This is a genomic window from Phenylobacterium sp. LjRoot225, assembly GCF_964252855.1.
Classification (GTDB): domain Bacteria; phylum Pseudomonadota; class Alphaproteobacteria; order Caulobacterales; family Caulobacteraceae; genus Phenylobacterium.
In genome coordinates this window covers 462,176-488,271 of record NZ_CAXUPL020000003.1, presented here as the reverse complement: position 1 = coordinate 488,271, position 26,096 = coordinate 462,176, and the positions used below count along the sequence as shown (strand labels likewise).

24 protein-coding genes, 1 tRNA gene and 1 riboswitch are annotated in these 26,096 nt (G+C 64.4%); of the genes, 12 read left to right on the top strand and 13 right to left on the bottom strand.

Annotation, left to right across the window (positions count from 1 at the left end; genetic code table 11):
- Positions 1-103: 103 nt before the first annotated feature.
- From ACSQ2B_RS17480 to ACSQ2B_RS17460, 5 genes are all read left to right on the top strand, one after another.
- The gene (locus tag ACSQ2B_RS17480; protein ID WP_436051773.1) at positions 104-841 is read left to right on the top strand and encodes a sulfotransferase; all 738 of its coding nucleotides are present in this window, start codon (positions 104-106) and stop codon (positions 839-841) included.
- A 60-nt stretch (positions 842-901) separates the two neighbouring features.
- A tRNA-Arg gene (locus ACSQ2B_RS17475) sits at positions 902-978 on the top strand.
- Between the two features lie 654 nt (positions 979-1,632).
- A complete protein-coding gene (locus ACSQ2B_RS17470; protein WP_436051772.1) occupies positions 1,633-1,779 on the top strand; it encodes an antitoxin Xre/MbcA/ParS-like domain-containing protein in 147 nt (48 codons plus the stop codon).
- Between the two features lie 46 nt (positions 1,780-1,825).
- Positions 1,826-2,251: an IS66-like element accessory protein TnpA gene (gene tnpA / locus ACSQ2B_RS17465; protein WP_436049130.1), complete on the top strand. Its 426-nt coding sequence runs from the start codon at positions 1,826-1,828 to the stop codon at positions 2,249-2,251.
- 48 nt (positions 2,252-2,299) lie between these two features.
- Positions 2,300-2,578: a DUF6429 family protein gene (locus ACSQ2B_RS17460; protein ID WP_436047505.1), complete on the top strand. Its 279-nt coding sequence runs from the start codon at positions 2,300-2,302 to the stop codon at positions 2,576-2,578.
- Here the strand turns inward: ACSQ2B_RS17460 and tnpC are convergent.
- From tnpC to tnpA (ACSQ2B_RS17445), 3 genes are all read right to left on the bottom strand, one after another.
- Positions 2,533-4,125: an IS66 family transposase gene (gene tnpC / locus ACSQ2B_RS17455; RefSeq protein WP_436047503.1), complete on the bottom strand. Its 1,593-nt coding sequence runs from the start codon at positions 4,123-4,125 to the stop codon at positions 2,533-2,535. The genes ACSQ2B_RS17460 and tnpC overlap by 46 nt on opposite strands.
- Before the next feature lie 91 nt (positions 4,126-4,216).
- Positions 4,217-4,582, bottom strand: coding sequence for an IS66 family insertion sequence element accessory protein TnpB (tnpB, locus tag ACSQ2B_RS17450; protein ID WP_436047501.1), 366 nt, complete (start codon positions 4,580-4,582; stop codon positions 4,217-4,219).
- Positions 4,579-5,043 carry an IS66-like element accessory protein TnpA gene (gene tnpA / locus ACSQ2B_RS17445; protein ID WP_436047500.1) on the bottom strand — a complete coding sequence of 155 codons (465 nt, stop codon included), beginning with the start codon at positions 5,041-5,043 and terminating at the stop codon, positions 4,579-4,581. Before tnpA (ACSQ2B_RS17445) ends, tnpB begins: the two co-directional genes overlap by 4 nt.
- On the opposite strand from tnpA (ACSQ2B_RS17445), the gene ACSQ2B_RS17440 reads away from it, so the two are divergent.
- A complete protein-coding gene (locus ACSQ2B_RS17440) occupies positions 4,978-5,163 on the top strand; it encodes an antitoxin Xre/MbcA/ParS-like domain-containing protein (protein ID WP_436051770.1) in 186 nt (61 codons plus the stop codon). The two genes, tnpA (ACSQ2B_RS17445) and ACSQ2B_RS17440, sit on opposite strands and share 66 nt — an antisense overlap.
- A gap of 274 nt (positions 5,164-5,437) precedes the next feature.
- On the opposite strand, the gene ACSQ2B_RS17435 is transcribed toward ACSQ2B_RS17440, so the two are convergent.
- Both ACSQ2B_RS17435 and ACSQ2B_RS17430 read right to left on the bottom strand, forming a co-directional pair.
- On the bottom strand, positions 5,438-6,880 hold the full coding sequence (locus ACSQ2B_RS17435; RefSeq protein WP_436051769.1) for a UvrD-helicase domain-containing protein: 1,443 nt from the start codon (positions 6,878-6,880) through the stop codon (positions 5,438-5,440).
- Complete coding sequence (locus tag ACSQ2B_RS17430) at positions 6,873-8,624, bottom strand: ATP-dependent nuclease (protein WP_436051768.1); 1,752 nt, start codon at positions 8,622-8,624, stop codon at positions 6,873-6,875. The genes ACSQ2B_RS17435 and ACSQ2B_RS17430 overlap by 8 nt, the downstream gene beginning before the upstream one ends.
- A 188-nt stretch (positions 8,625-8,812) precedes the next feature.
- On the opposite strand from ACSQ2B_RS17430, the gene ACSQ2B_RS17425 reads away from it, so the two are divergent.
- Together ACSQ2B_RS17425 and ACSQ2B_RS17420 are read left to right on the top strand one after the other, a co-directional pair.
- Positions 8,813-10,075, top strand: a complete 1,263-nt coding sequence (locus tag ACSQ2B_RS17425; RefSeq protein WP_436051766.1) for a metallophosphoesterase family protein — start codon at positions 8,813-8,815, stop codon at positions 10,073-10,075.
- Entirely contained in the window at positions 10,075-13,548 is a 3,474-nt protein-coding gene (locus ACSQ2B_RS17420; RefSeq protein ID WP_436051764.1) for an AAA family ATPase, read from the top strand. Before ACSQ2B_RS17425 ends, ACSQ2B_RS17420 begins: the two co-directional genes overlap by 1 nt.
- A gap of 16 nt (positions 13,549-13,564) precedes the next feature.
- On the opposite strand, the gene ACSQ2B_RS17415 is transcribed toward ACSQ2B_RS17420, so the two are convergent.
- The 5 genes from ACSQ2B_RS17415 to ACSQ2B_RS17395 all read right to left on the bottom strand — a co-directional run bounded on the left by ACSQ2B_RS17415 (position 13,565) and on the right by ACSQ2B_RS17395 (position 17,604).
- Positions 13,565-13,996: a hypothetical protein gene (locus ACSQ2B_RS17415; RefSeq protein ID WP_436051762.1), complete on the bottom strand. Its 432-nt coding sequence runs from the start codon at positions 13,994-13,996 to the stop codon at positions 13,565-13,567.
- A gap of 389 nt (positions 13,997-14,385) precedes the next feature.
- On the bottom strand, positions 14,386-15,000 hold the full coding sequence (locus ACSQ2B_RS17410; RefSeq protein ID WP_436051760.1) for a DUF3800 domain-containing protein: 615 nt from the start codon (positions 14,998-15,000) through the stop codon (positions 14,386-14,388).
- 37 nt (positions 15,001-15,037) lie between these two features.
- Positions 15,038-15,553, bottom strand: coding sequence for a helix-turn-helix domain-containing protein (locus tag ACSQ2B_RS17405; protein WP_436051758.1), 516 nt, complete (start codon positions 15,551-15,553; stop codon positions 15,038-15,040).
- A 450-nt stretch (positions 15,554-16,003) separates the two neighbouring features.
- A complete protein-coding gene (locus ACSQ2B_RS17400) occupies positions 16,004-16,690 on the bottom strand; it encodes a hypothetical protein (RefSeq protein WP_436051756.1) in 687 nt (228 codons plus the stop codon).
- 92 nt (positions 16,691-16,782) lie between these two features.
- The gene (locus ACSQ2B_RS17395; protein WP_436051754.1) at positions 16,783-17,604 is read right to left on the bottom strand and encodes a hypothetical protein; all 822 of its coding nucleotides are present in this window, start codon (positions 17,602-17,604) and stop codon (positions 16,783-16,785) included.
- Between the two features lie 276 nt (positions 17,605-17,880).
- On the opposite strand from ACSQ2B_RS17395, the gene qatA reads away from it, so the two are divergent.
- Genes qatA through qatD form a run of 4 tightly spaced genes read left to right on the top strand, consistent with a single transcriptional unit; the run spans position 17,881 to position 22,805 of the window.
- Positions 17,881-19,809, top strand: a complete 1,929-nt coding sequence (gene qatA, locus ACSQ2B_RS17390) for a Qat anti-phage system ATPase QatA (protein WP_436051752.1) — start codon at positions 17,881-17,883, stop codon at positions 19,807-19,809.
- Entirely contained in the window at positions 19,809-20,669 is an 861-nt protein-coding gene (gene qatB / locus ACSQ2B_RS17385) for a Qat anti-phage system associated protein QatB (RefSeq protein ID WP_436051750.1), read from the top strand. Before qatA ends, qatB begins: the two co-directional genes overlap by 1 nt.
- Positions 20,666-22,033, top strand: coding sequence for a Qat anti-phage system QueC-like protein QatC (qatC, locus tag ACSQ2B_RS17380; RefSeq protein WP_436051749.1), 1,368 nt, complete (start codon positions 20,666-20,668; stop codon positions 22,031-22,033). The genes qatB and qatC overlap by 4 nt, the downstream gene beginning before the upstream one ends.
- A gap of 7 nt (positions 22,034-22,040) precedes the next feature.
- Positions 22,041-22,805 carry a Qat anti-phage system TatD family nuclease QatD gene (gene qatD, locus ACSQ2B_RS17375; RefSeq protein WP_436051747.1) on the top strand — a complete coding sequence of 255 codons (765 nt, stop codon included), beginning with the start codon at positions 22,041-22,043 and terminating at the stop codon, positions 22,803-22,805.
- Between the two features lie 228 nt (positions 22,806-23,033).
- Here the strand turns inward: qatD and ACSQ2B_RS17370 are convergent, their stop codons facing one another.
- The 3 genes from ACSQ2B_RS17370 to ACSQ2B_RS17360 all read right to left on the bottom strand — a co-directional run bounded on the left by ACSQ2B_RS17370 (position 23,034) and on the right by ACSQ2B_RS17360 (position 26,037).
- On the bottom strand, positions 23,034-23,567 hold the full coding sequence (locus tag ACSQ2B_RS17370; protein WP_436051746.1) for a hypothetical protein: 534 nt from the start codon (positions 23,565-23,567) through the stop codon (positions 23,034-23,036).
- Between the two features lie 411 nt (positions 23,568-23,978).
- A complete protein-coding gene (gene crcB / locus ACSQ2B_RS17365) occupies positions 23,979-24,410 on the bottom strand; it encodes a fluoride efflux transporter CrcB (RefSeq protein WP_436051744.1) in 432 nt (143 codons plus the stop codon).
- A gap of 72 nt (positions 24,411-24,482) precedes the next feature.
- A riboswitch (Fluoride riboswitch) is annotated at positions 24,483-24,545 on the bottom strand.
- A gap of 331 nt (positions 24,546-24,876) precedes the next feature.
- Positions 24,877-26,037, bottom strand: a complete 1,161-nt coding sequence (locus ACSQ2B_RS17360; protein ID WP_436051743.1) for an IS110 family transposase — start codon at positions 26,035-26,037, stop codon at positions 24,877-24,879.
- Between the last annotated feature and the right edge of the window lie 59 nt (positions 26,038-26,096).

Here is a 26,096-nt window from a genome sequence, read left to right as displayed (position 1 = left end):
CCGTCGAATTGCGCGCATGCGTCAATAAAGCTTCACCGTGCTCTTGCTTTGGCCCTAAGAAACCAACAACATTTCGGTCGTGAAATGAACTGGTGCGGGGGCCATGACTCAAGCAGAGGTAGAGTTCAGGACGGATTCACCGACTGAGACCGAGGCGGGCCGCAGGGTCAGGCAGAAGAAGCCCGTACGCTACATCTTCATCGTCACCTACGGTCGTTCAGGCTCGACTCTTCTCCAGAAAATCCTCGCGGAAATCCCAGGCTGTCACATGTCTGGTGAGAACGACGATGCTCTCGCTGGTCTCTTCAAGAGCTGGCGGTCGGCGGTCGTCACCCGCACCGTTCACGGTCAACGCAGGCGATCGGATCCCGGCGAACCGTGGCGCGGCGCCCACCTCGTCGATCCGGACCGCTACAACCGCCGCCTGGCCCGCATCTTCTTGAAGGAGATCGTCAGGCCGCCGTTGGGCGCCAGGTGGATCGGCTTCAAGGAGATCCGCTACTTCCGGCTGCACGACGAGGACCTGGTCCCCTACCTGGACTACATTCGCATGACCTTCCCGCCGGCGCTCCTGGTGTTCAACCGCAGACGCGCAGACGACGTCGCCCAGTCCGCCTGGTGGAAGACCCACCCGACGGACAAGATCGTATCCGGTCTGCAGCGGATGGACGAGGCGATGGAGGATTACGCTCGCGCACATCCCGACGATTCCATCGTGCTCGACTACGACGCCTGGAGCGTCGATCCCGAACTGCTGAGGCCGCTGCACGACCGACTGGGCGCCTCCTTCAGCCTGGCGCGGATCCAGAAGGTGCTCGCCCGGCGCCTGACGCACATCTGATCGCAGCTTGAGGTTTGCGGAGCCGGGCCCTTTCGGCTAGAGGAGCCTTCCGCGGAACACGCACCCGTAGCTCAGCTGGATAGAGCGTTGCCCTCCGAAGGCAAAGGTCACACGTTCGAATCGTGTCGGGTGCGCCAGCTTCTCTAATGATTTCAAGATTCTGGCCGTAGCGCCGAGCCGGCCGGGGGCGGCTGGCTGCGACACTGCAACCATACTGCAACCACGGGGCCACCCAGCGTGATGGTCGATGGACCGGACATGGTTGCAGAAAAAATCGAAGCTTAGGCGAACCGACCGCCTAGGGAGTGGGTTGGCTGTTGCCGTCGCGTCGCCCGATCGGGCGCGCCGACCTTCAGCACCACAACCCGGTCAACACCATCGATTGAAGGTCGGGTCATTGACCTCGGCGAGGGCCGGCTACCAGGTCTGGGCGGATGCGCCCCCAGGCGGCGGAGGTGTCGGAGATCGACATCCACATCCTGATGAATCACTCCCTCCAGGGGGTGAACGCCGGCTACATCACTAGAAGCGCCCCGTTGGAAGATCACCTCCGTGGGCAACAGGAAAGGATTTCCCAGGCGGTCTTGCGTGGTGTGGCGGTTGGCCAGGGCCAGCGACGGGGCCCCGTTGTCGCTTGGCTGCGCTCCTGCAAGGCGGGCGCCTTCCTCGCGGACGGCGCCGAGCTGCCGCTCCACCATATGAACGCCTTTGGCGATGGGGATGTCTCGGTAGCTCAGCGCTCTTTGCGACCCGACCCCCTTCCATGACGCGCACCGTCGGCGCCGCCGAGGTTGGCGAACTGGGCGGGCGATGCGGTCGGCTCCACCAAGCTCGATCGCGACTACGGTATTCCGCCGACGACGCTGCATGGCTGGCAGAAACAGCATCGTGTCGTGGCCCTTCTTAGTAAGCGCTGTTCTGACCCCACCTTCCGCTGACGCTGCGGGCCGGTGAAGGTGACGATCCCCTTGGGCGGATCGTTTCATGTCTGGATTTGACCCTACGCTTGACCCTAAGCCGGTGCAGGTACGCCGGCTGGAGGTGCTGACGGGCGTGGGCGGCCGGCGGCGCTGGTCGCCGGACGACAAGGCGCGGATCGTCGAGGAGAGCCTGGCGCCGGGTGCGACGGTGTCGGAGGTGGCGCGTCGCCATGACATCCGCCCGCAGCAACTCTTCGGATGGCGTCGCGGGATGCGGATCCCTGAGCCTGAGCCCCCGATGAGCTTTGTGCCGGCGCTGGTCGAGGCTCCTCAGAAGTCGGAGCGCACGCGTCCGAAACCGGTGCGCGCCGGACGCGGTGACATCGAGTTGGAGATCGACGGTGTGGTGGTCCGCGTCTGTCGCGGCGCGGAGGCCAAGACCGTGGCGGCGGTGATCAAGGCGGTAAGCGGCGCGCCGAGACCACGGTGATCGTCGGTCTGCCCGATCGGACGTAGGGTATGGGGGGCGGAGGCCTCCATGCATCCAGAGCCAGCGATAGACTCCGATCGGATCGACGACGCCGTGCTGGCGCTGCTTTTCTTGGGGCTGTGCGAGCGAGATCGGTTTACGGGCGCGGCGCGCGCCTGGAAGACGTTTGATTGGGGCGCGATGGACCGGCTCTATGAGAAGGGGCTCATTGATAGCCCGCGGGGCAAGGCCAAGTCGGTGTGGTTCACGGACGAGGGCCTCAAGCGGGCCGAGGCGCTGTTCTACAAGCTCTTCGCGAGAGCCGAGGCGCCGGCGTCCGAGGCGTAGGCCCACGGCAGCAGCTCGTCGAGACGGCTCTGCAGATGGCCGTTGATCAGCTTGGTGATGACGTCTTCGAGATAGGCCTGAGGCTCGACGCTGATGAGCTTGCAGGTGGCGATCAGCGACGCCAGCACCGCCCAGTGTTCAGCTCCGCCTTCGCTGCCCGCGAAGAGGCTATTTTTCCGCGTCAGAGCCAGCGGTCGGATCGCGCGTTCGACGGTGTTGGTGTCCAGCTCGATGCGGCCGTCGTCGACGAAGCGGGTCAGCCCGTCCCAGTGGGTCAGGACGTAGCGGATGGCCTTGGCGAGATCGCCCTTCTGGCTGATCAGTTCGAGGCGAGCGCTCAGCCAGGTCTTCAGGTCGGCCAGGATCGGCGCGCTCTTCTCCTGACGCACGGCGCGGCGTTCTTCCGCCGATCGGCCGCGGATCTCGGCCTCGACGGCGTAGAGCTGTTGGATGCGGGCGATGGTCTCGGCGGCGATGGGCGTCTTCGCCGGGCTCTTCTCATCGAGCAGCTTGTGGAAGTAGCGGCGGGTGTGGACCCAGCAGAAGGCGAGCTCGACAGCTCCCTGCTTGGCCAGGGCCTTGTAGGCGCTGTAGCCGTCGGTCTGCAGGACGCCGCGGTAGCCAGCCAGATGTTTCGCCGGCGACGAGGTCGCCCGGTCACCGGCGTAGACGAAGGCCACGCCCGGCGGCGCGGGCCCACCCCACGGGCGGTCGTCGCGAGCGTAGGCCCACAGCTGTCCGAGTTTGGTTCGGCCACGCCCAGGGTCCAGCACCGGCGCTCGGGTCTCGTCGGCGAAGAGCTTTCCCGAGCTCTTCAGCTTTTCCAGCATCCGTGCGTGCAACGGCTTCAGCAGCTCGGCGGCGGTCCCGGTCCAGTGCGCCAGGGTCGAGCGGTCGAGCACGACGCCGCGGCGGGCGTACATCTGCGCCTGACGATACAGCGGGGTGTGGTCGGCGTACTTGGCGACGACGACGTGGGCGATAGTGGCTTCCGTCGGCAGCCCGCCCTCGATCAGACGCGTCGGCGCGGGGGCCTGCACCACCACTTCCTCGCAGCTCCGGCAGCCGTACTTGGGCCGGCGGATCACCAGGGCCCGGAAGGTCGCCGGGATCACGTCCAGCCGCTCAGCCACGTCCTCGCCGATCCGGTGCAGGGCGCCGGCGCAGCACGGACAGGTCTTGTCCTCGATGTCGATCAGTTGTTCGACGCGCGGCAGGTGAGCCGGCAGGGATCCGCGGTTGGCCCGCCGCTTGGCGGCGCTCGCCGCCTTCTCGGCCGGTGACGACAGACGCAGCTCAGCGCCGGCCAGCTCCTGCTCGAGCTCCTCCAGCGCCAGCGCGAGCTGATCGGGATCAAGCTTCTCCGAGCGAGCCCCGAAGGTGGTGCGCTGGAGGTCCCGGATGATCCGGCTCAGTCGCGCGATCAGGTCGTGGTCGGCGGCGCGGGCGTCCTCATGGGCGGCGATCTTGCGGTCACGCTCCGCGAGCTCGGCGGCGTGGCGCGCGCGCTCCGCCTGGAGCAGTTCCCAGAGGGCCTCAGCGTCCATGTCGCGCGGCGTTTCCACGAGGCCAAGCAGACCATATTCCGAGGCCGTTGAGGCGCCCCCACGTGCGCCCTGAGTCATCTCGCCGCAGTGATCAGGACACCTCCTGCGGCGCCCGTGTCCGCCGCGGCGCCATCACCCGCGTCCACTCCATTCCGGCAACGAGGGCGGACAGCTGCACCGCGCTCAGCCGCATGACGCCGTCGGTGATCTGCGGCCACCGGAAGCCGCCTTGTTCCAGGCGTTTGGCGTAGAGCACCAGGCCGGATCCGTCCCAGTAGAGCAGCTTGATCCGATCGGCCCGTTTCGCTCGGAAGACGTAGATCACGCCCGAGTACGGATCGGCCTTCAGATCCTCCTTCACGGCCCGCGCCAAGCCATCCATGCCGCGCCGGAAGTCCACCGGTCTGGTCGCCACCAGCACCTTCACGCCCGCTGGCGGCCCCGATCCCGGGATCACTGGCCGGCCTTCAGCGCCTGGATCACTGCCGCGATCGTCTTGGCCTCCGCTCCGCGGTCGATCCGCACCACCACGCCGTCGATCTCAATTTCGATGCCGCCGCCCGCCCGCGGTTTGCGGCGCTTCTTCGGGGTGGGCGCCGCCGGCGCTTCCGGCTCGACCACCACGGACACGAACGCCGGCGCCGGCGCCGGCTGGCCGGCCTTGCGCGCTTCGCGCAGCCAGCCGAACACCTGCTGGGGCCGCAGATCGTGGCGGCGCGCGACCTCCGACACCGTCGCGCCGGGCGCCAGCGCCTCCAACATGATCTCGGCCTTCGCGTCGACCGACCACTTCCGCCGCCCGCCGATGCCTGTGATCACCTCCAGCCGTCGGACCACGGTCGGCTTGGGTTCGTGCGTAAGGTCGTGCGTAGGGTCAAAACTAGACATGCGGATCTCGTCCCCGAGCGAGATCGCCATTGTCATTGCTTCGATTCAGGCCTGGAAGGTGCCCTCGGAGCGCCGCTTACCCTTCTTACGGGCGCGCGAAAGCACGTTTTCCCCCTAGCGCAGTTCGTTCGTGGACAGCCGGCCCGTTGAAGGTCTAGCGGAAGTTATAGCGGCGGCGGGTTCACCGCGAGCGGCCTGGCTGTGGCTCGTGCAAGCGCATGTAGCGTTCGACGCCCAAGCACCGCTCGATCGGCTGAAGGCTGGCGACGTTCCCTCCGGCTGAGAGAGACTTCCGTCAAATCGCCAACGCTGCCTAGCGGCCTAATGGGCGGCTAGCTGATGTGCCATTCTGCATCAGGCGCTCACCCTGATGCAGAATCCGATATCAAACTGCGCCTTACCTTGGAGCACCGGCGGCTCCGCCTTACGCTGGCGGGACGAACGCGCGTTGGGGTGAAAGTACTGTAAGTGTTTGTGTGGCCCGAGTGAGGGCGACGTACCAGTCGCGGACGCTCATGTTGGGGGAATAGACGACGACGGCGTGCTCGAACTCGAGGCCCTTCACAAGCAGGGTACTGCCGACGCTGCGGTGGGGAATATACCGCCCGGCGTGACGCACTCGATTTTGCACATGCCACAGGGCGTCCGCCAAAGTCGTCGCCTCCCCTGCAATGCGCATCTTCAACGCCGACTTCATCGCAAACAGCATTTCGCGGCGAAACACATGCACGCCAGCACGAACGCTGAAGGCCTCGATCAGGGCCAGGCAGTCGGCATCGGTTGCGGATTGACCAAGCGCCACGCCAAGCGTGATCAAGGCGCCAAAGCGCGTCGTTCCCAACTTCCCGCCGATCTTCCGGGACTCAACAGCTTTCACGAAATCCTTGCTCCCCACGTCTGAGACGCAGGCGCTGAGAAAATCCATGGTGGCATTCAGCCGCTGGGAGCCGCCGAGCGCTTCCAGCTTCTTTGCTGCGCTGAACACCGACTTACAGTCGACCGGTTCGATGTTGGAAAACCCACGCTTCGCCAGCTTCTTCGCCATCAAGGCTCGACCGTTCAGGTTCACGGGGTCATCGATCAGCACCAGCCTGCCAGGCCGTGACATGACCGTCAGACAGGTCGCGATGATCTTGCCCTGACGCATCCCGGGACTGGTCGGAAGCGACGCCCATTTCACGCAGGCGGGCACTGTCCCGAAATCGAGAGAACCACCCGCCTCCAAAATTGGACGGGTTTTGGCGAGCCAGTCAGCCATGTCGGAGTTGTTCGACTTCACCCAACGCCACGGCTTGGTCAGCGTGCCTGCCAGCGGAAACCTCGGAAACACCTCACCCTGCCAATCGACGGGCTTCTGTCCATTGAAGTCGAAGATGGCCTGGAGCGGGTCGCCGAACACGCATGTTGGCAACACGGCCGAGATGGCCTCTACGACCTGGTGCTGCGCCCCGCCACAATCCTGGTACTCGTCGACCAGCAGGCCGCAATAGGACGCCGTCAGGACCCGGTCGACAGCCCCAGATTTCAGCAACCGCAGCGCGGCTGCGTAGACGGCGTCCCAGTCCCTGCTGGATCTCGGTTCGGCGACCGCCAGCCCCGATCGCAACGGAAAGGCGGCGGCGTACCGCAGGCACCAGCCCGCGATCGTATCGATATGGAAGCTGTTGGCCGCAACGCCCTTGTCCTTCAGGCGTGCCCGCAAGGCATCCACCCCCGCATGCGTGTGCGTAAGTAGCAGCCGGCGCCCGCCGCCGTGCTGGGCGGCTTTCATGATCTGCTCAGTCTTACCGCAGCCTGCGGCGGCGATCACGCTGGCGAGCGGCAGTGTGACGACGACATCGGCTATGTCGCTCTCGGCGTCAGCCATCAATCCACGCGCGGACAGCGGCAAGGTGAAGGGCCAAAGGTTTGTCGGCGATGCTCGCAAGCGACGGATAGATGATCTCCGCGACCCGCTCAGCGCGCTCGATGTCCTTGAACCAGTCTTTCGCCTTGGCCGTTTTTCCGATTGCGCCGCGCATGGTGGGAGTGTCCTGCGAAGCGGGCAAGGAGAGGTCGGAAACCTCCGGCAGGCTAGCTTGCTTGCAGGTCGCGTTGAGCGTCGTCAGCACACTTTCCGCGGATTTCACGGTTGAGGCGTAGGCGACCAGCTCGCGCACCGTGTCCCAGGGCACCTCATTGAAGATCTGCTCATCTGTCGCGACGGCGCCGGGCCATTGGATCACCGTACAGCCGGCCGCCTTGAGATCGCTCAGCGAAGCGGCGTCTATAGGTTGGTCGGAATCGAGCAGCGCAAGCGTCTCATATTTGAGATCCGCGAGATGGCGCGCCGCGGTGACAGCGGCCGGAACGCCATTTCCCGACACAGCGATCACGCCTCTCAGCGCGAAGGAATCCTTGCCATTTTTAGTCCAACAGCCATCCAGGCCGCGGAGCAGGCCGCACTCGGTCTTGCCTTCCCCCACCAGGACACGCCGAGCCAGAAAGCCGTCGGGAAAGGCCCTAAGGTGGCGCTGCGCCGCGTCCGGCGACTCCGCGATCGCCGCCACAGACCGCACCGTGGTTTCCCCGTTGTCGGATCTTACGGCCTGGATGTCGTGGGCCTGCAGTTCGCGGATCACCACCACGGAATGGGTTGTTAGGAAGATTTGCGGCGCGACGCCCGCTGCCTTTCCCGTTGGGGGATTGCCCTGGGCGTCTACGGGCGGCGTGCAAAGATATTTCAGCAGGCGTGCGATCCGATGCGGCTCCAGGCCGTGTTCGATCTCATCCACCAGCGCAATGTGGGAACCGTTGGCGTTGTGTTGGAGGGCGGAAACGATCAATCGCGCCGACCCCGTGCCAAGGGTGCGAAGCGGGAGATCGCCATCATGAAGCGTGACGCCGCCTGACGAGATCACCGCCCCGTGAATGTCCAGCTCTGCTGTGAACGCGGTGCGGACACGCACGGAGAACTGCTTGCTGAGCTCTTCGGCTCGAGCCGTCGGGAAGGCGAAAACAGCCTTGTCGCTCTTGCTGAAGGCGGTTCTGGCAGCTCTGCTCGCGGCAGCTAGCTGCTCTGTCATTTTGCCGCCATCGCCGATGCGATTGAGGATCGACTGTCGTCCCCAGCCCAGGTGTCGTTCAGCAAAGGGACCAAGCCGCGTGGTCGCAAGCTCGCGGGCATCCTTGAATCGTAGCGACGGCGGATCGTCGTCATCCGCTAAGCGGTCGTTGTAGATGCCCCACTGGCACTCAAGCGACGTGGGGTCGATTTTGACGCGTATCGAGAGCGCGTCGATCAGACCCGCGCCAGGTTCATCGACGACCGCGTGGCCAGCCTCATCCCATCCTCGCAGATGCAAGCCGTACCGTGTGTCGGTGCAGAACTCGGTCGGCATACCGACGATCGTGACGGTGATCGCGACCGGCACGCTCAGGTCGAGATTATAGAAATCGGAATCGCTTCCGAGGAAGTTGGCTCGCGGGGTGAGCGCAAATTCGATCGCATCGAGAATCGTCGTCTTGGTCGAATCTCCGGGGCCGATGAGGCAATTGATGCCCGGCGCCGGGCACCAATCGAGCTTCGCGATTCCGCGAAAATTTCGGATGACGACCTGAACGATCCGCACATTTCTCTCCCCAACCACCGCCACCATAGCGCCCCACTGAAGACAGGCGTCAACGCGCTGTTCCGATAACTCCAGCAGGGGATGCCAGCCACCAAGCTCACAAGCACTGGGGCGACTTCCGACAGTTGCGGCCTAGTAAGGTGTCGCCGCCTGTGGAACTCTGGTCCTCTCGACAGCGCGGGGGCGCCGTGACGACCCTCAAGTTTCTGCATGCGGCCGACATTCATCTCGACAGCCCCCTTCGGGGCTTGGCGCGCTACGAGGGCGTGCCTGCAGACGACGTCCGTCTCGCCACCCGCACGGCGCTCAACAACCTTGTCGACGCCGCCATCGAGGAAGAGGTCGCATTCGTCGTCATCGCCGGCGATCTCTACGACGGTGAGTGGCCGCATTTCGGCACCGGCCTATTCTTCTGCGCCGCCATGGGCCGGCTGGAGAAAGCCGGCATTTCTGTCTTCCTGCTGTACGGAAACCACGATGCTGAGTCGGTGCTGACAAAGAAGCTGCCGCTGCCGGCGAACGTCCAGCACTTTGGAACTCGCAAGGCGGTGACCTTCATCTATGAGGCCACCCAGGTCGCCCTGCATGGTTGGAGCTATCGCGACAAGGACACGCGCGACAATCTCGCGGCGGCCTATCCAGCGCCGCTAGCTAACCACTTCAACATCGGCGTGCTGCACACCGCGCTGACGGGGCGGCCACCGCACGCACCCTATGCGCCATGCACGCTCCAGGAACTTGTCGCGAAGGGCTACGACTACTGGGCGCTCGGCCACGCGCACGAATTTGAGATGGTCTCAGAACGTCCCATGATCGTCTTCCCCGGCAATCTGCAGGGCCGAAATATACGCGAAGTGGGCCCAAAAGGCGCCGTCCTGGTCACCGTCGTAGACGGCGCCATCGCCGCGGCACCGCAACGCCTCACCCTGGACGCCGTACGCTGGGCTCGCGTCGATGTGGATGTGGCGGGCGTGGAGACCGAAGGCGACGTCCACGGGCGCGTGAGAAGCGCCCTGGCGCAAGCCTTTGAGGACCAAGCGGACGGGCGGCCATTGATGGCGCGTGTCACCGTTAACGGCCAGACGTCGATGCATGGCGATCTCAATGGTCGGCGCGAGATCCTGCGGGAGGAAGTCCGGGGGATCGCCGTGGCCATCTCTGAGCGCCTCTGGATTGAGAAAATCGACCTCCGCACGACGGCGCCTGTGACGTCACTTGCCCAGGCGGCTGACCAACGGAACGAGCTAAGCGAACTTCTCGCGCAAGGCGCCGAGGATGACGGATTGGCCGCCGCGCTGAATGCGGAGTTCGCGGAGTTCCTCGCCAAAATCCCGCCGGATGTCGGTCGGGACGACGATCTCCTTTCTGCAGTTCGGCGAGGCGATGTGAAGGCGGTGATCAAAGCGGCCGCCGACGCGCTGGACTCACGCCTAGCCGCAGATGTCGGCTGATGCGTTTCGCCCAGCTGGAGCTCATCAGATATGGCCGCTTCGAAGATTGCCACCTGAGGTTTCCGCGCAACGCGAGTGACCTGCACGTCGTCTTTGGCGGCAATGAGGCCGGCAAATCCACGACGATGGCGGCCATCAACGACCTGCTGTTTGGCTTCCCACACATCACGACGAATGATTTCCGCTTCGACAAACAATTGCTGCGGGTCGGAGCAGTGATTGAGGCCAGCGACGTTGAACTGACGTGCCGGCGGAAGAAGGGACGTGTTGGAACGCTACTCGATTCCGAGGAGCGCGTTCTCGATGAAGGTCGCTTGGCCGGACTGCTGTCTGGCCACACGTCAGACAGCTATCAGCGCATGTTCAGCCTTGATCATTCGCGGTTGGAAGAGGGTGGCCGTGCGATCCTAGCGGCGCAGGATGACATCGGTCAGGCGATTTTCGCCGCCGGTGCCGGCTTGGTTAGCGTCGCGGCCGTTCTTGAAGGACTTGAGGCCGACTCCAAGGAAATCTGGACGAAGCGCGCCGGTGATCGCCGCTACTACGTCGCGCAGCACGCCTACGACGACGCGAGAGCCCGGCAAAAGGCGGGGCAGATAAAACCCGCAGCTTGGGATGAATTGCGCCAAGAACTCGTGCGGCTTGACGCAGAGATCGAGGATCATAGGCGCAGGCGGAGTGAGCTCGAACGAGAACGCGAAGAGGTGGAGCGCCGTCGGCGGGTGCTGCCGCACGCCGCGCTGTACGCTCGCGCGCAGGTAGAGCTTGAACCTCTTGCCGGCGCCCCCGACCTTCCCGCCGATGCGGGCGAGGTTCTCCGGCAGGTCGCGACCGATCTGGCCGCCGCCGATACCGAAGCCACCCTCGCCGAAGCCGAGCGCGATAGAATTCAGGCTTTGCTCGTTTCCTTGGTTGTCGATGTGGCCACCATCGAGCGGCGAGACGAGATCGAGGCCCTGCGTGAGACCAAGGGGGCCGTCGATAAGAGCCTGAGCGATTTGCCACGGCGGCGCGCCGAATTGACCACGCGTGGTCGGCGGCTCGCGGAATTGCAGCGTGAACTGGGCTGGTCGACGGATGTGGCATCGGTGGTAAAGACGCAGTTGCCGCAACGGGTCCTTCTCGCCGAGCTTCGAAGCCTGCTCGAGACTCGGAGCGCCCTGGACGCGACGCTCCTGGGCGCAGAGACCGACGACACCGCAGCGAGCGAGGCTTTGGCGCGCCTAAAGACCCGCCTCGAAGCGCTACCCGAAGCGCGTGACCTCGGAGCGGTATCCGCTGCGCTGAAATTCGCCCGAGGTCTCGGCGACGTTGACGCGGCGATCCGTGCATCGCGCCGTGAGGTCGAACGCCGGTCCGCCGCACTCACGACAAGCCTCGCCCAGCTTAGTCCTTGGTTGGGGACCGTGGGCGCCCTTCGCGGTTTGATCGTGCCAGACGACAATGACACTGCGGCGGCGATTTCTGAAGCGACCCGGACGGCGACGGCGGTAGCCGAACTGCGCCGCGACCACCAAGCTGCGCTTGATCGCAAGGGAACGCTTGAGCTGCAGCGCACGCACCTTGTTCGCGACGACAGGGCCATTCCTCAGGATGCGATTATCACCGTTCGTGACCAGCGCGACGCCTTATGGCTTGAGGTTCGTGCACACGTCGCTGGCGGGACGGTTCTGCATGATCCCGGCGCCACGGCTGAAGAGTTTGGGCGTCGAACGGCCGCGGCGGATGACGTCGCTGATCGGCGGTACACGGCCGCTGAGCAGTCCGCTCGCCTTGCAGGGTTGCAGGAGGATCTTGAGCGCAACGAACTGAGCCGCAGCCAGCTTGAGCAACGTATTGGTCGTGCCGAAGCGGAGGTCGCGGCCACCAGCGCTGCCTGGCAAGGGCGCCTGGCCGCGTCGTGCCTTCAACTCGATCCCAAGGGGTTTAGCGGTTGGTCCGAGCGGCGGCGGCGCACGCTGGAGGCCGCTGACGAACTCAGCTTAGCCGAAGCCGCAGAGCAGGAGATCTTGCGTCAGCGCGACGACGGCATAGCTCGCGTCGTCGCGGCGCTCACTGCAGCGGGTGCGCCGCCAATCGGTGACGAGGCGTTTGAGCTGTTGCTTGAAACAGCGGAGCGGCTTGAGACATCTGCGGTTGAAGCCGGGCAGAACCGTCGTGACCTTGCCGCAGAAATCGCACTCGCAGGGGAGGCCCGACAAAGGGCTGAGACCAAGGCGATCGCAGCGCGCGGGGGGCTTAAGGGATGGGACGCTCGCTGGACGCCTGCGGTAGCCACGGCGGGTTTGAACACAGAGAGGCCGCACGCGGTGATCCGAGCCCAACTTGATCTGCTCGAAGACTTGCGAAGCGAAGTGGACGAAATCCTCAGCCTCCAGCAGCGCGTCACCGCGATTGAGGCCGATATCGATACTTTTGGCGAACAGGTTAACGCTCTTGGCCTGGCCTGCGGCCTGCCGATCGCCGGGCGTGCGCCGGACAAGTTGCTGACTGAGCTGGCCGCTGCGGCCCGAGATGCCGTGGCGGCGCACACACGCCGTACCGATTTGGCCGATCAGCTCGCTATCGCCGAGCGTCGCGTTGCTGATGCCGCCACCGCAAAAGCCCAGGCATTGGCTCGGCTTCGACCGCTTTTAGAAGCCGCAGGTGCATCCGATTGCGCCGTTCTGGGCGAAGCCATCCAGCGCGCAGACCGCGCGAGGCATCTTCGTCAAGAAACGGAGCGGTTGGCGGCTGAGATCCTTGGCGCTGCAGGCGGTCTTTCTCTCGACGCTTCGCTTGCGGAGAGCGTTGATGTCGATGCGACCGCCTTGGGGGTTCGCAGTGGTGAGTTACAGGAGGCGCTCACCGAACTTTCCGAAACGGTGGCCCGCCTGACGGGGGACCGAGCGACCGCAAACGCCGCTTTCGCGCAGATAGATGATGGCCCGGACGCCGCCATTGCCGCCGCCGATGCCGAGCAAGCTCGAGCCGAGATGGCCGCCCAAGCCGAGGCCTACGTCCGAAAACGGGCCGAAGCAGCTCTGCTACGGTGGACCATATCGAGGTATCGCGCCCAGAGGCAGACGCCCCTGTTGAAGCGGGCTTCGAACCTCTTTTCGAAGCTTACCCTGGGTCGGTATGTGGAACTGCTGGTTGATGTCGATGGTGACAAGGCACGCCTCGCGGGACTCGCGAAAGATCAGAGCGTCGTGCCGGTCGAAGTCATGAGCGAAGGCACGGTCGATCAGCTGTTCATGGCCTTACGAATCGCAGCGGTGGAAGACGCGGTTCGCGCGGGCGCCGTGCTGCCCTTTATCGCCGATGATCTCTTCGTCAATTACGATGATCGCCGGGCGCGCGCTGGGTTCCAAGTGTTAGCGGAGTTGGCGCAGACCACGCAGGTGCTGTTCTTCACCCATCATCAGCATCTGGTCATGGTCGCCGAAGAGGCCTTGGCGCCCCTCAACGTGTCGAAGTGCGAATTGGCATGACATGGCGCTGAGCCTCCTAAACGTGGAGGCCGTCCGTTTCGTCCTTGAGAAATCGCGTCATCGCCGCAAAGGCGTCGGCCTCATCGGCTTGCAACGCTTGCATCGCTGCTGGGTCCGGCGGCGGTCGGAAAGTCACCGTGGCGGTCTCGACCGCCCGTCGCGCCGCAAGCCATGCTGCGACAAAGGGTTTCCATTGCCGATCCCAGTAGGTGAAGGGGCGGCTGTCAGGCGACGGAACCTTCGTCAAGGCCCAATGAGCGACACGCGTCGGTTGGCGCTCCACGTCATCCCATCGCACCGGCACGCTCCAGCCCGCGTCTCGAACGCCGCCGCGGCCCCCAAGATCGGGGCCTACCGTTGCCATGGGTGGACCGTCGACCGTTCCAGAGCCGAACTTCTTGTGATCGATCCGGTCGCCTTCCTCCAGAGGACACACGCCACGTTCCATCGACGAATCCCACCTTCCGAACCAGTATCGGCTACTTCCCTAGCTTCACCCCGCGTCAAGATCGGTCGTAGCCAGGCGATTTTGCCTGGTGGGTGCGGACATCGACGCCCCGTCCTATATTGGGGGGACGGAATTGAAACCCGATCGCTTCAGCGCCCGTTAAAGCCTCTCTGAGATGGTCGCCCAGGGTCCCCCACCGGTCATCCGCGTCTCGTTTCCCTTGATGTTTTTGTCTGGTCAGGGTACATAAGGAATGCAGGAAGTCCTGCAGACGACTTGTCCGGCCGCGTGTTTGGCAAGCGTCGTGGTTACCCGAGGTCAAAAGCCCCGGTTGCCGACCACAGACTTCCTCCACCTTCAAGAGCCGCCTTCGGGCGGCTCTTTTCGTTTCAGGGCATCTGGATCCCATACTGCGCGCGCAGCCCCGTGGCGTTAATGTCACCGGCCACGACCCACTTGCGGGAATAGGCGACGACGTCTGCGAGCTGAAGCAGCCGGGACGCTGCGGAGTCGATAGTGACCACGCGATTGACGCCCTTAAAGCGGCCATCGTGGGCGCGCGAGCGATCCATCTCGGCTCGGAAATCGGCGTGGTCGTTCTGGTGGTTCTGATCGGTGATCACCTCGACATTGCCAATCGTCTCCCGTCCCAGGACATCCTTCTGGAACCGCTTGAGGCCGACTTTGACCGTCTCGACCACGGCTTGGGCGTAGAGCACCGGCGCCGGGCCGGCGCGGGCGGCGATCTTCTGATTGATCAGCACCATCCGTTCCGGCGGCGCCGCCTCGGCGAACCGCCGGAGCAGGCCCTGCAGGTAGCCATCGTCCATATCGGCGGCGTGGATTTCGTTAGCATTGGCCTCAAGCAGGCCGGTGAAGCAGCGGTCCACGCGCCCCGCATCTCGCGCCAGCACCAGGACGGCGCCGAGATAGAGGTCCCCCACCCCCGCCGTCCCGTACTCGTCGATGAAGCACAGCACCTTCTTGTTCAGGCTCGCGGTCATGGGCGCGCACGTCCCCGCCAGCCGACTTGCACGACGATCACTGCGAGGGCGCCTCCGGCTTGGCCGCCGGCTTGTAATTCGGCTTGGCGACCGCCTTCTTGCGCGCCTTGGCCTCGTCGGCGATCTCGCGGAACTGAGGCTCTAGCTCCTTCAGCTTTTCCACTAGGCCCGACAGGTCATACTCGTTCGAGATCTTGCCGCGGTGGCTGGCACGGCGCTCAATGCGCTGCACAAAGCCCTGGGCTTCCAAGTCGGCGATGTGGCGCTGTACCTGTCGATCGCTCAAGCTGAGGCGATCGGCGAGGTCGGCCTTCTTGGGGAAGGGCTTGCGGCCAGCGTCCCACCAGTAGTCCGCCAACTGCAGCAGCACAGCGAGTTGGGTCGGATTGAGCCCCAGGCGGCGTTGGGCGCGGAAGATCAGAGACGGCAGGACGCAGAAGCCCATGGCCATCACCTCCACGCCCCACTTGTCCTCCGAGGACTTCGTGGACTTGGGTTTGCCCGCCTTCTTCGGCGTGACTTCCTCGTCCTCTGTGATAGATTCAATTGTCATAAGCGCTCCTTGTCCGCAGAGAATGTTCTCGCGCGACAAGCAATTCAATGACCCCCCATAGGGTGCCACTGTCCGGTAGGACCAGACATATATGACGCCAGGGCACCGGGCGTCAACGTCCGTTCCTAAATAGGACGCAGCGGGTAACCGGGATAACGTGGAAGCGCGGATAACGTAGTATCCCAGGAAGTACCGGTCGCGCGTGTCCGGTCGCTCTCCAGAAAAATCCATTGGATAAGTCGCAGTCGCTCCGAACTGCACCAGGCCCCCGGCACTCCTGTCCGAAATCTGTAGGCATTTTTCAAACAGACCCGGCAGGGCCTTCGCGTTCGCAAAATGTCCCGAACGGGACATTTCTTGATGGCAGGCCTTTTGGCCCCGGGAATTATCCCGATCGGGACAATTCGGCCTCGGGGTGCTGAAGCCCGGGAACGACATGGACTACCGGCTCTAGGCGGTTCGATCACCGCCGTGCCGGGCGCAATAGCCACCTCGATCCTTCGCCGCCTTCCAGGCCTTGATGTTCAGCTGGCTCGACCGGCCCGCAACTCCGGCCCGACACCGCGTTCCCTTTTGGGTTTTGCCGTCGCACTGTACCGAACCCGCGCTGGAGAGGTACTCGGCGAACTCCTCTCGGCTGAGACCCACGCCTCTGGCGAGGCCGCTTGTTGGGTCTTCAAGAAAGATGGCGGCTGCCGGGGGGTCGAGCGACACCGTCAAGCGCCCCCAGCCCAACCCCTGATCAACACGATACGGCGTCTGGTGGGCGATGTGCGATCGGATGACGTCCTGTTCGAGGGCGTCGGGCGCTGGCCATTCGGTCATCGGCTCCGATGGCGTGAACGACCCGGACCCATGCCCTTTCGGTTGGTTCTCCCGTCTTCCAGCCCGCTCCAAGAAGGTCGATTGAGCGCGCCGCCCTGGAAGGCCGGTGGCCGCCTCGGCCAAGGCGAGGCTCAGGCCTTTGCCAAACTCACGATAGGCTAAGAGGGCCGCTTGCCAGCGCTCGCCATCATCGTCGATCTCGGCCAAGCTAAGAGCGCATTGGCGACGTTGGTCGTGCGCCGCCTCCAAGGCGGCTTGCGCGCGATTAAGCTCGGCGTTCGCGTCGATCAGGCGCTTGAGGGCGGGATGCATGGTCGTCGTCCATCGGGCGCAGGAGAAGGCGGGGATTCAGATCGAACACTGATTCGGTTTCGTGGACGCGCCGGCCGCGCCGCCCTGACGGCTTAGCCAACGAAACGAATCCAGCGACGGCGGCGGAGGCTCGCCGCTCGATCAGAAAGGAAGAACGGGAAAAACTCGTAGAGTTCCGGCACCGTGGTCTGCGGCCGCCCATGGGCGTCATCCATAGCGTGCAGAACCTGGCATTGGCGTCGGAGCAGGGCGTGAAAGGGCCGCAAGATTCGGATCACCGTCCAAACACAATAGCCAGAGGAGCGGAGGAACAGCTCGTGAAGAAAGACGCCGTCGACCTGCGGTCGAAATTGACCATCCAGCCCCCGTTCCCAACCAAAGAGACCGTGGCTGTCGCAGTGCCGAATCGCCAGGGCGTTGATCGCCGCCTGACGGGAATGGGAGATGTAGTGGTTGGCGATTTCGGTGTGGACGCCGTACCAACCGGTGAGAGGGTCTTCGTGCCGACCCGCACCGGCCAACTGGTCGAGGTTGTAGTAACGCGATCCCGCTGCGAACTCGGCGAGCAAGCCGAGGAGTCGGCCTTCTAGGCTGTCCGGCTCAAACCATTGAGACACCTTCGAATCCTGGGCACCCGCAATCGTTCGACATGCTTGATAGGCGCCGACCAACTCGTGGCCCACGGCGCGCAACTGCCGGTCGGTCGGATTCTGTCGGTCGTGGCGCGCCTTGTGATCGAGGATGATCACTAGCTTGAACAACCGCTCCAGGCCGATGGAGAGTTGGAAAAAGGCGGCGTAAAAACTGCCTGGCTGATCGTAATCGGCCTTCCGCAGAAACTCGAGGCCGGATAGCAGCGACGCCTGTGTCAGCCTGGCCTCTTGGATCAACATCCGGAATTCATGGCTGAACACGCCGATACCCCCACGCCGTCGATGGCGCACCTGTCCGAAGCTTGCATACAGATTTCGGACAGACGAAGCCGAGGAAAGTCTGGATAACGGCCCGAGTTTTTTAGGTGGCGACTTCGGCCAGCGGGCGTGGTCAGGAACTCGCGCTCGCACGGATGCCTTCATCCGGAAAACGCCACTCATAGGCGAGCAGATTCGATGATAGCGTCACCGTAGGGATGACATCGGCCGGGGCTATCGGACGACGAAAGATCACCCGGGGGGACTGCCGAGATGTTGTTGACGGACAACGAGACCCGCGTCGACCTGCTGAACAACGAACCGCTGGCAGCCACCATCATCCAGTTGCTGCGGGATCGCCCTGAACAGCCCGTGACCATCGGGGTCCACGGCGATTGGGGGGCCGGCAAGTCCAGCATCCTGGAGATGATCGAAGCCGGCTTGGACGGCGACGAACGGGTTCTCTGCCTGAAATTCAACGGCTGGCGTTTTCAGGGCTTCGAAGACGCCAAGATCGCGCTGATCGAGGGGATTGTCACAGGCCTCATCGAGAAGCGGCCTGCCCTGGCGAAAGCCGGCGCCGCGGTCCAGGATATCTTCAAACGGATCGACTGGTTGAAGGTCGCCAAGAAGGCTGGCGGCCTCGCTTTGACTGCCTACACCGGCATCCCCTCGCCCGACCTGATTCAGACGGCGATCGGCGCGCTACGCGGCTTCGCGGCCGACCCGACAAAGCTGGCGACCAAGGACAATCTGAACAGCGCCATCGAAGGTTTGGGTGGGCTGCTGAAAGCGGGGGAGAGCAAGAATGTCCCCGAAGAGATCACCGAGTTCCGTAAGGCGTTCGACAAGCTCCTGAAGGACGCTGGCGTCGATCAACTGGTGGTTCTTATCGACGATCTGGATCGATGCCTCCCCGACACCGCCATCGAGACTCTCGAGGCCGTTCGACTGTTCGTGTTCACTTCCCGCACGGCCTTCGTGGTCGCTGCCGACGAAGCAATGATCGAGTACTCGGTCCGAAAGCATTTCCCGGATCTGCCGGACACCACCGGCCCGCTGACCTACGCGCGCAACTACCTCGAAAAACTGATCCAGGTGCCGATCCGAATTCCGGCGCTCGGCGAAACCGAAACCCGCATCTACGTCACCTTGCTGTTGGTCGGCGCCGAGCTCGGTGAAGGCGACCCCCAGTTCGAGGCCCTGATCGCCGCCGCGCGCGAGAAGCTCAAGAAGCCTTGGGCGGAAGGCACGCTTGATGCGGCGACTGTTCGAACGGCCCTGGGCGCCAAAGCCGCCAAGGCCCAGAACGCCTTGGCTCTTAGCGACCAGATCGGGCCGATCCTTGCCTCCGGCACCAAGGGTAATCCGCGCCAGATCAAGCGTTTCCTGAACACATTGGTCCTGCGCGAGCGGATGGCGGCGGCGCGTGGATTCGGCGACGACGTCCACCTCCCCGTTCTCGCAAAACTGATGTTGGCCGAACGCTTCCTGCCGATCCTGTTCGACCAGGTCGCCGCGGCGGCGGCCGGCGCTGCTGACGGCCGGTGTCCCGGGCTTGCGACCCTGGAGGCCGCGACGAGTTCGAAGCCTACGCCCAAGGTGGCGGCGGGCAAAGGCGCCAAGGCCTCGGAGATACCTTCCGCCCCAGAAGGGCTGGCGGCGGAATGGATGACCTCGAAAGCCTACATGGCCTGGGCGGCCGTGCAGCCGGAAATCGGCACCGAGGATCTCAGGCCATACCTCTTCGTGGCCAAGGATCGGAAGGACTACTTCGGAGCGACCTCCGTTCTCGGCCACCTGTCGTCGGTGGTGGAACAACTCCTCGGCCCGAAGATCGCCGTCCAAGCCATGGACGGCGATCTTCGCAAACTGGCCCCGCCGGAAGCGGCGCAGGTTTTCGAATTGCTGCGCGCCCGGATCATGTCCGCCGGCGTCTTCGACAAAGAACCTCCCGGCGTCGCAGGGATGACGGTGCTGGTGAAGGCCAAACCGACCTTGCAGACCGACCTGATCGCCTTTCTGGAAGCACTCCCTGTCGATCGCCTGGGCAGCTGGCCCGTAAGCGGGTGGGAAGGCGTCCTAAAGGACGCCGCCATTGTCACCCGCTTCACGGCGCTCCGGGAACGCTGGGCCGCCGACGGCAAAGGCGTGCTGAAGACCACGGCCGCCATGGCCCTGCGAACCAGTAAGGCGGGACCGCGCTGATGGGAACGTCCAACGCCTACGGCGGGCCTGGTGGCGGGACGCCGTTGATCCCGAGCTGGCTCGAGCCGGACCCGCCTACGGCATCGCCCGCCGCGCCCGCCGATGGCAATCCGCCTCTGCCGGATGGCGCGCCCCCGACCATGCCCGCGCTACCAGCCGCCGCGGCCGCTGGCCGCTTCACGGCGCCACGAACGAGCTTCACCAAGTTCGCGGCATCGGGCGGCCGCGACCGAGTCAATCTCGGCCGCGCGGTATCGGGATATGTGTCGGGATCGTCTGGCGGCGCCCGACAGGCCGCGCGTCGAATGGGCTCTTCACGGGGGGCTACGGCAGGCCTTGTGAACTTCCTGTCGGACGCCGCCAACCGCGGCGTCCGCGAAGCCCTTCGGTCCCTGAACCTGGAGGCTCTAGCCGGCCGCCCGATCGAGGAGGTCTTCACCGGCTTGATGGAGCATATCTGTCCACAAGGTGGTTCTGTCGACGAAGGGATCGCCCGCGACGCCTTCATCGAGACGATCGCGGAGCTGGCCGAGCACGGTGTCACAGATCTCGACAGCTTGACCACTGACCAGGTCCAGACCGTGTTCGAACTCTATGCGACCCACGGCATCGAAGCGCGGCTCTGTAACGATGTTGGGACTAAGGCGATCACCATGCCGGCCGACGCCGCCGAGGCCCAGTCTGTGCAGGACCAGCTTCACGATTTCATTCAACGGGGTGTTGCCGACGCGCTGGCGGGAGTGGGCGAGGCGCTTCGCGACCTGACGCCGGATCGGACCCAGGCCTTGGTCGACACCGTCTACCAGTCTGCGTTCGAGATTCTGCAGACTATGGGCGAGGGCGAGGCGGCACAGCGATGAATCGACATCTGCTCATCGGACGTATCGGCGCGGACGATCAAGCCATCATATCCGCTGGTCGCGACGAAACGGCTACCGAGGTCCGGCTCCTCACGCCCACACGCCGCCTCGGTCACGGTATCGGTCAGGCCCTAGGCGATCTCAACCGCCTGAATGTCTACCCCACGGAAGTCGGGCTCGATCTCGCCCTTGTAGCCGCGATGGTGCATGCGGCGGACACGCGGATATCAAGGGCGTCAGAATCCCAGGATTCTTGGACTCGCGAAATCCGCCTGGCGATCCCGGTGAGTGACCCCACACTCTGGACATCCGCCGGACCCATCCTGGATAGACTCCTCAACTTCCTTACCGGCGATCGGTGGAAGCTCGTCTTCCGCGCCCGGCCGCAGGCGTCGACGACACTGGCGACGCCCGTCCCGGCCCGCTTGATCGGCCCCCCATTCGATGGCGTCGCCTTGTTTTCCGGCGGGATGGACAGCTTGATCGGTGCCATCGATGCCCTCCACGCAGGTAACACGCCACTCTTGGTCAGCCATGCTGGTGAAGGAGCGGTCAGCAAATCTCAAGACGACTGTTTCGAGTTCCTCAAGGCAAAATACCCCAGCCGGCCGTTCGATCGCCTCCGGGTATGGATGAGCTTCCAGGATGGTCTGATCGACGGCGTCGCCTCTGAGAACACGACACGGGGCCGCTCGTTCTTGTTCTTCGCCCTCGGCGTATTCGCTGCCACCGGCCTGGAGGCGCCGTTCACGCTGAAGGTTCCGGAGAACGGATTGATCGCCCTCAACGTCCCGTTGGACCCACTACGCCTCGGGGCGCTGAGCACGCGGACAACTCACCCCTTTTACATCGCCCGCTGGAACGACTTGTTGGCCGCACTCGGTCTAAACGGTCAGATCGTGAATCCCTATTGGGATAAGACCAAAGGCGAGATGGCGCTGGCCTGCGCCGACCCTGACCTGTTGAAAGCCGCCGCACCGAAATCCCTGTCCTGCTCGTCGCCCAGCAAGGGGCGCTGGAATGGCCGCCCCACAGAGCATTGCGGCTACTGCCTGCCCTGCCTGATCCGTCGCGCGTCGCTCCTGACGGCATGGGGACCGGGAGCTGATGTGACGCCATACACCTTGGCCGATCTCACGGCCCGCGTGCTGGATACCCGCCAAGCCGAAGGCCAACAGATCCGCTCCTTCCAGTTGGCCGCCGCACGGCTCAAGGCGCGGCCAAACTTGGCGAGGCTTCTGATCCACAAGCCGGGACCACTCGATGACGACCCGACAATCTTGGACGACCTGGCGGGCGTCTATAGCCGCGGGCTTGGCGAAGTCGACGCGCTCTTGACCGGTGTGCAGACCAAGCCGAGTTGATGCGGGCATGTCTCAGGGTCTCGTCGACTTCCATTGCCATCTAGATCTCTATCCGGACCATCCCGCTCTGGTGGAGGAATGCGAAAGGCTGGGCGTCCATACGCTGACGGTCACCACGACCCCGAAGGCCTGGCCGCGAAATCATGCCCTTGCATCGCAGACTCGCCATGTACGGGCGGCCCTAGGCCTCCATCCGCAACTCGTCGCCGACCGCTCCGCCGAAGTCTCTCTGTGGGAGTCCTATCTCGATGAGACCCGCTATGTGGGTGAAGTCGGCCTGGACGCCGGTCCACGCTTCTTCCGTTCGCTCGATCAACAAAAACAGGTCTTCGATCATGTGCTGAGGACTTGTGGGCGGCGCGGCGGAAAGATTCTCACGGTCCACAGCATCCGCGCGGCGAAGGGGGTTTTGGATGCGATCGAAGCCCATCTTCCCTCATCGCGAGGTCGCGTCGTGCTCCACTGGTTCACCGGCTCGGCGTCAGAAGCTCGGCGCGCCGTCGACCTCGGCTGTTATTTCTCCCTCAACGCCGAAATGCTCCGCAACGAGCGGGCAAAGGGCATGATCGTGGGGCTGCCGATCGAGCGGGTTCTTACCGAAACGGATGGACCTTTCACGCGCACCGGCGATCGCCCCGCACATCCCGCCGATGTCGCAATCGCGATCAATCTATTGGCAGACCTGCGCGGCTCAAATCGAGAGGCGACAGGTCGTCAAGTGACGAAAAACCTCCGCACCCTCCTAATGGCGGCCGACATCGACCCGGGCTAGGTCGCACGGGTCCAACAAGGAATGCAGGAGTTTCGGATGGTCAAGCCTGAACCGGTTGGCGTGATCGAACGTGTGGAACGCGCCTTTGGCGCTGATCGCCAGAACGACGACAAGGTCATCGTCGCGACCGAATTCGTGCTCGAATGATGCCGGCTGAACGTCGCCAACTCGACCAGGATCGGCTGGAAGCGCGCGAACGCCGGCTCGCCGCCGGCTAAAACCTCACCGCTACAGATCGTCTTCCATCTCGTCCTCGTCGAGGTCGAAATCATCCGCCTCGTCATCAGGATGGAATGAAGGGTCGGCAGCGCTAAGGGCGCCGTTGATAACCGGATCCAGCGCATCGGCTTCAGATCGCGCCCAGCCCGCCCAATCCGAGAGCTCAGCATAGCCTTCCGGTCGAGTTGCGAGCACTTCCTCCACGAAGCCACGGATGTCACGCGCAGTTCGCCAATCCGCCGCTTCGCCGAACAGCCGATCGCGGTGCGCCTTCTCCTCACGCTCACGCTTCTCCCGGTCGCGGCGTTCGGATTCCAGTCGGCGCCGGACGACCCTGGCCTCATTCTCCTCGCGGCGCTTCAGGAGATAGGCGTGGTGGGCGACCTGGCCTTGCCGATAGTCGGCCTCGGCGACGACGCCGAAGGCGATGAGGATCTCGGTGAGCTGGTCCTCGAGCTTGCCGTCCTCGCCGTCGATCCAGACCAGCTTGGGGATGTCCTCGGCATGCCGAGGCTTGAGCTCCAGCTTCAGGGCGTCGGCCATCCGCCCCAATGGTTCGGCGTCGCGCTCGGATGGTCCAGCACCAGGCCCATGGTCTATCCGAGACGCCATAGGTCGCGGCCACGGTGCGGATGGGGTCGGTCCAGACAAGCTCGTAGAGTTCCTGCCGACTCAGGGTCGTCTTCAACATCGCGCGTTTTCTAGTTCAGATGATTGGGGAAGGCATTCCCCTGCGACCGAGCCGAAGTCGTCTCGCCCGACCCCTTCGAGCGGGGGATCCCGCAACGCCCGATGTGGTCTGGAGAGCAGCCGGCGGTCGTGCTCGGTCCCGTCGCTGGCGCGGCTCCTACGGGTCCGACCCTGCGGGCGCTTTCGCGCCGCCGGCCGCTCGACGGCGCGTCCCGCCTGGCCTGGCGACCAGGCTCTTTGCAGCCTCACATGGGAATTTCTAGGTCAAGCCTCTTCCTCGATCGCGAACTGGGCGATTTGGGTGGCGCCGCCGTTGAGGTGGGCGGCGATGTAGTGGCCTGCAGCAACAGCGGCGACGCAGAGCACGACGGACGCCACGACGTTGATCGACGCTCGAGCCACGCCGCCTGACCGCATCAGGTCCAGCGTCTGCAGGCTGAATGACGAGAAGGTGGTGTAGCCGCCACAGAGGCCGATCATCACGAAGAGACGCACGCCATCGGAGGCCGGGTGGCGGCCTCCGGCCAGCGTCAGAGTCCCGAAGAAGCCGATCACCAACGATCCGGTGATGTTGATGATGATAGTGCCCCAGGGCAGGCGCTCACTGATCGGCAGCGCCAACACGGAGACAACATAGCGCGCCAGCGTCCCCAGGGCCCCGCCGGCCATCACGATAAGACAGTTCATGAACGACATGCTCGATCCTCTTTGAGGCGAGCACGGGCCCGCCGTCGTGGCGGCGGCGCCCAGACGGACTCCCACCGCGGTTTCGCGGTAGGAGTCATCAGCCCTCACGGGCGGTTTCGGGAGAACTCCATTCCCATCGGCCCCAAGGTGCGCGAACTCCGGCGCGGAGACAAGGTCCGCCGTCCAACCCCGCAAATCCGCCACCATGATCGCGCCTCAACGCTGCGAGGCGCACCGGCATCCAAGTCCGAGCCCGTTCCGACAACCTGGCCACAAGGCCAGATCAACCTCACATCCGGTCGCCGCGTGGCCGCGGCTGCACCAATTTCCCGCGTTCGACGGGCGTTGGGCTCAGGAGGACGAGACCATTCTTCATCTGCGGCTGCTTGAGGCCATGGCTGCAACCGGTTCGTCCGCCTGGATCCGTCAGGGCTGATCAGGCCCTGGGGATTGGGAGATAGGGGCAGGTGTAGCGTCAGGCCGCCTGGGTCACGGCGCCTTCGATGACGACGCCACTCGTGACGTATTTCCAGAACGCCACCAGCAGCTTCCGCGCCAGCGCGACGATCGTGCTCTTCCGCATCCGCCCGCCATTGCGCTGCACGCGCTCGTGGAACCACAGCGTGAGCGCCGAGGCCGGCTGATGTCGTGTCCACAGCCAAGCCACCTGGATCATCGTCGTGCGCAGGCGCGGATTGCCGGCCTTGGACACGCCCTGTTCGTGATCGATCGATCCGCTTTTCCAAGGTGTCGGCGCCAGCCCGGCGTAGGCGGCGACCTGTCTTCGGTTCCCGAACGGTCGGTATAGGGCCTCAGACCAGAGGATGGCGGCGATCTGCGGGCCGATCCCCCTCAACTGCGCCAGCATCACCGCCGGCGTAGGCGCCTGGTCGTCCACGGGCGCGATCAGGGTGTCGCGCTCCGCCTCCACCGCCTTCAGCTGGGCCTGCAGAATATCAAGGCGGTCGAGTTCGCGACCGATCTGCGCTTTCAAGCGAGCCGGTAGCGCCCGGCCGTCGCCGGTCTCCAGCTCGTCGAGCCGCGCGCGGGCGTTACGCCGCAGGGGGTCGTAGTCAAATATCCCCTGAGCGCAGAGCAGGCCCTTGATGCGGTTGGTGTGCTCGATCCGCTCGCCGACGAGCGTCTTGCGCTCGCGACAGATGCGACGGCGATCTTCCTCCTCCGGTGTCGGCGGCCGGACCATCGAGCACACGCGAGGTTCCCCACGCTTGTAGGCCATCAGCGTGCGCACAAGCGTCTCACCGTCGATCCTGTCCGTCTTGGCCCGCCGTCGACGGCGGGAGGTCAGCACCGATGCGGCGTCGACCACGTGGCTCTCGATGCCTTCCCCCTTCAAGACCCGGTGAATCCAGAAGCCGTCCAGGCCCGCCTCCTGGACGACGATGATCGGAAAGGCCCGGTCCAGCCGTGCGGCCGCCCTCTGCTGGAGCTGCGCGAACCGTCCCAGCAAGCCTGAGACATCACCGGCCGATACGGAATGCTTGGACAGTTTCTCGCCGGCGCCCGGCGATAGGGACGTGATCAGCCAATTCGATCGGCTGAGCTCCAGCGAGACGAATACTGCGCCAAGATCCGTGCGGATGGCGCTCTGCTCCTGCGGTTGATGGTCGAGCATGGGTCGGCTCCAGAGGGGTGGGTGGGTTGGACGCCGCACTCTGCTGGATACCGAGCGGA

What these genes read in the sequence shown, in the direction of transcription:
- ACSQ2B_RS17480 (WP_436051773.1), top strand. Translation starts at nt 104, where the DNA reads ATGACTCAAGCAGAGGTAGAGTTCAGGACGGATTCACCGACTGAGACC.
- tnpA (WP_436049130.1), top strand. Translation starts at nt 1,826, where the DNA reads ATGTCTGGATTTGACCCTACGCTTGACCCTAAGCCGGTGCAGGTACGC.
- ACSQ2B_RS17460 (WP_436047505.1), top strand. Translation starts at nt 2,300, where the DNA reads ATGCATCCAGAGCCAGCGATAGACTCCGATCGGATCGACGACGCCGTG.
- tnpC (WP_436047503.1), bottom strand. Translation starts at nt 4,125, where the DNA reads ATGGACGCTGAGGCCCTCTGGGAACTGCTCCAGGCGGAGCGCGCGCGC.
- tnpA (WP_436047500.1), bottom strand. Translation starts at nt 5,043, where the DNA reads ATGGCGATCTCGCTCGGGGACGAGATCCGCATGTCTAGTTTTGACCCT.
- ACSQ2B_RS17435 (WP_436051769.1), bottom strand. Translation starts at nt 6,880, where the DNA reads ATGGCTGACGCCGAGAGCGACATAGCCGATGTCGTCGTCACACTGCCG.
- ACSQ2B_RS17420 (WP_436051764.1), top strand. Translation starts at nt 10,075, where the DNA reads ATGCGTTTCGCCCAGCTGGAGCTCATCAGATATGGCCGCTTCGAAGAT.
- ACSQ2B_RS17415 (WP_436051762.1), bottom strand. Translation starts at nt 13,996, where the DNA reads ATGGAACGTGGCGTGTGTCCTCTGGAGGAAGGCGACCGGATCGATCAC.
- ACSQ2B_RS17410 (WP_436051760.1), bottom strand. Translation starts at nt 15,000, where the DNA reads ATGACCGCGAGCCTGAACAAGAAGGTGCTGTGCTTCATCGACGAGTAC.
- ACSQ2B_RS17405 (WP_436051758.1), bottom strand. Translation starts at nt 15,553, where the DNA reads ATGACAATTGAATCTATCACAGAGGACGAGGAAGTCACGCCGAAGAAG.
- ACSQ2B_RS17400 (WP_436051756.1), bottom strand. Translation starts at nt 16,690, where the DNA reads ATGCATCCCGCCCTCAAGCGCCTGATCGACGCGAACGCCGAGCTTAAT.
- qatB (WP_436051750.1), top strand. Translation starts at nt 19,809, where the DNA reads ATGGGAACGTCCAACGCCTACGGCGGGCCTGGTGGCGGGACGCCGTTG.
- qatC (WP_436051749.1), top strand. Translation starts at nt 20,666, where the DNA reads ATGAATCGACATCTGCTCATCGGACGTATCGGCGCGGACGATCAAGCC.
- qatD (WP_436051747.1), top strand. Translation starts at nt 22,041, where the DNA reads ATGTCTCAGGGTCTCGTCGACTTCCATTGCCATCTAGATCTCTATCCG.
- ACSQ2B_RS17370 (WP_436051746.1), bottom strand. Translation starts at nt 23,567, where the DNA reads ATGGCCGACGCCCTGAAGCTGGAGCTCAAGCCTCGGCATGCCGAGGAC.
- crcB (WP_436051744.1), bottom strand. Translation starts at nt 24,410, where the DNA reads ATGTCGTTCATGAACTGTCTTATCGTGATGGCCGGCGGGGCCCTGGGG.
- ACSQ2B_RS17360 (WP_436051743.1), bottom strand. Translation starts at nt 26,037, where the DNA reads ATGCTCGACCATCAACCGCAGGAGCAGAGCGCCATCCGCACGGATCTT.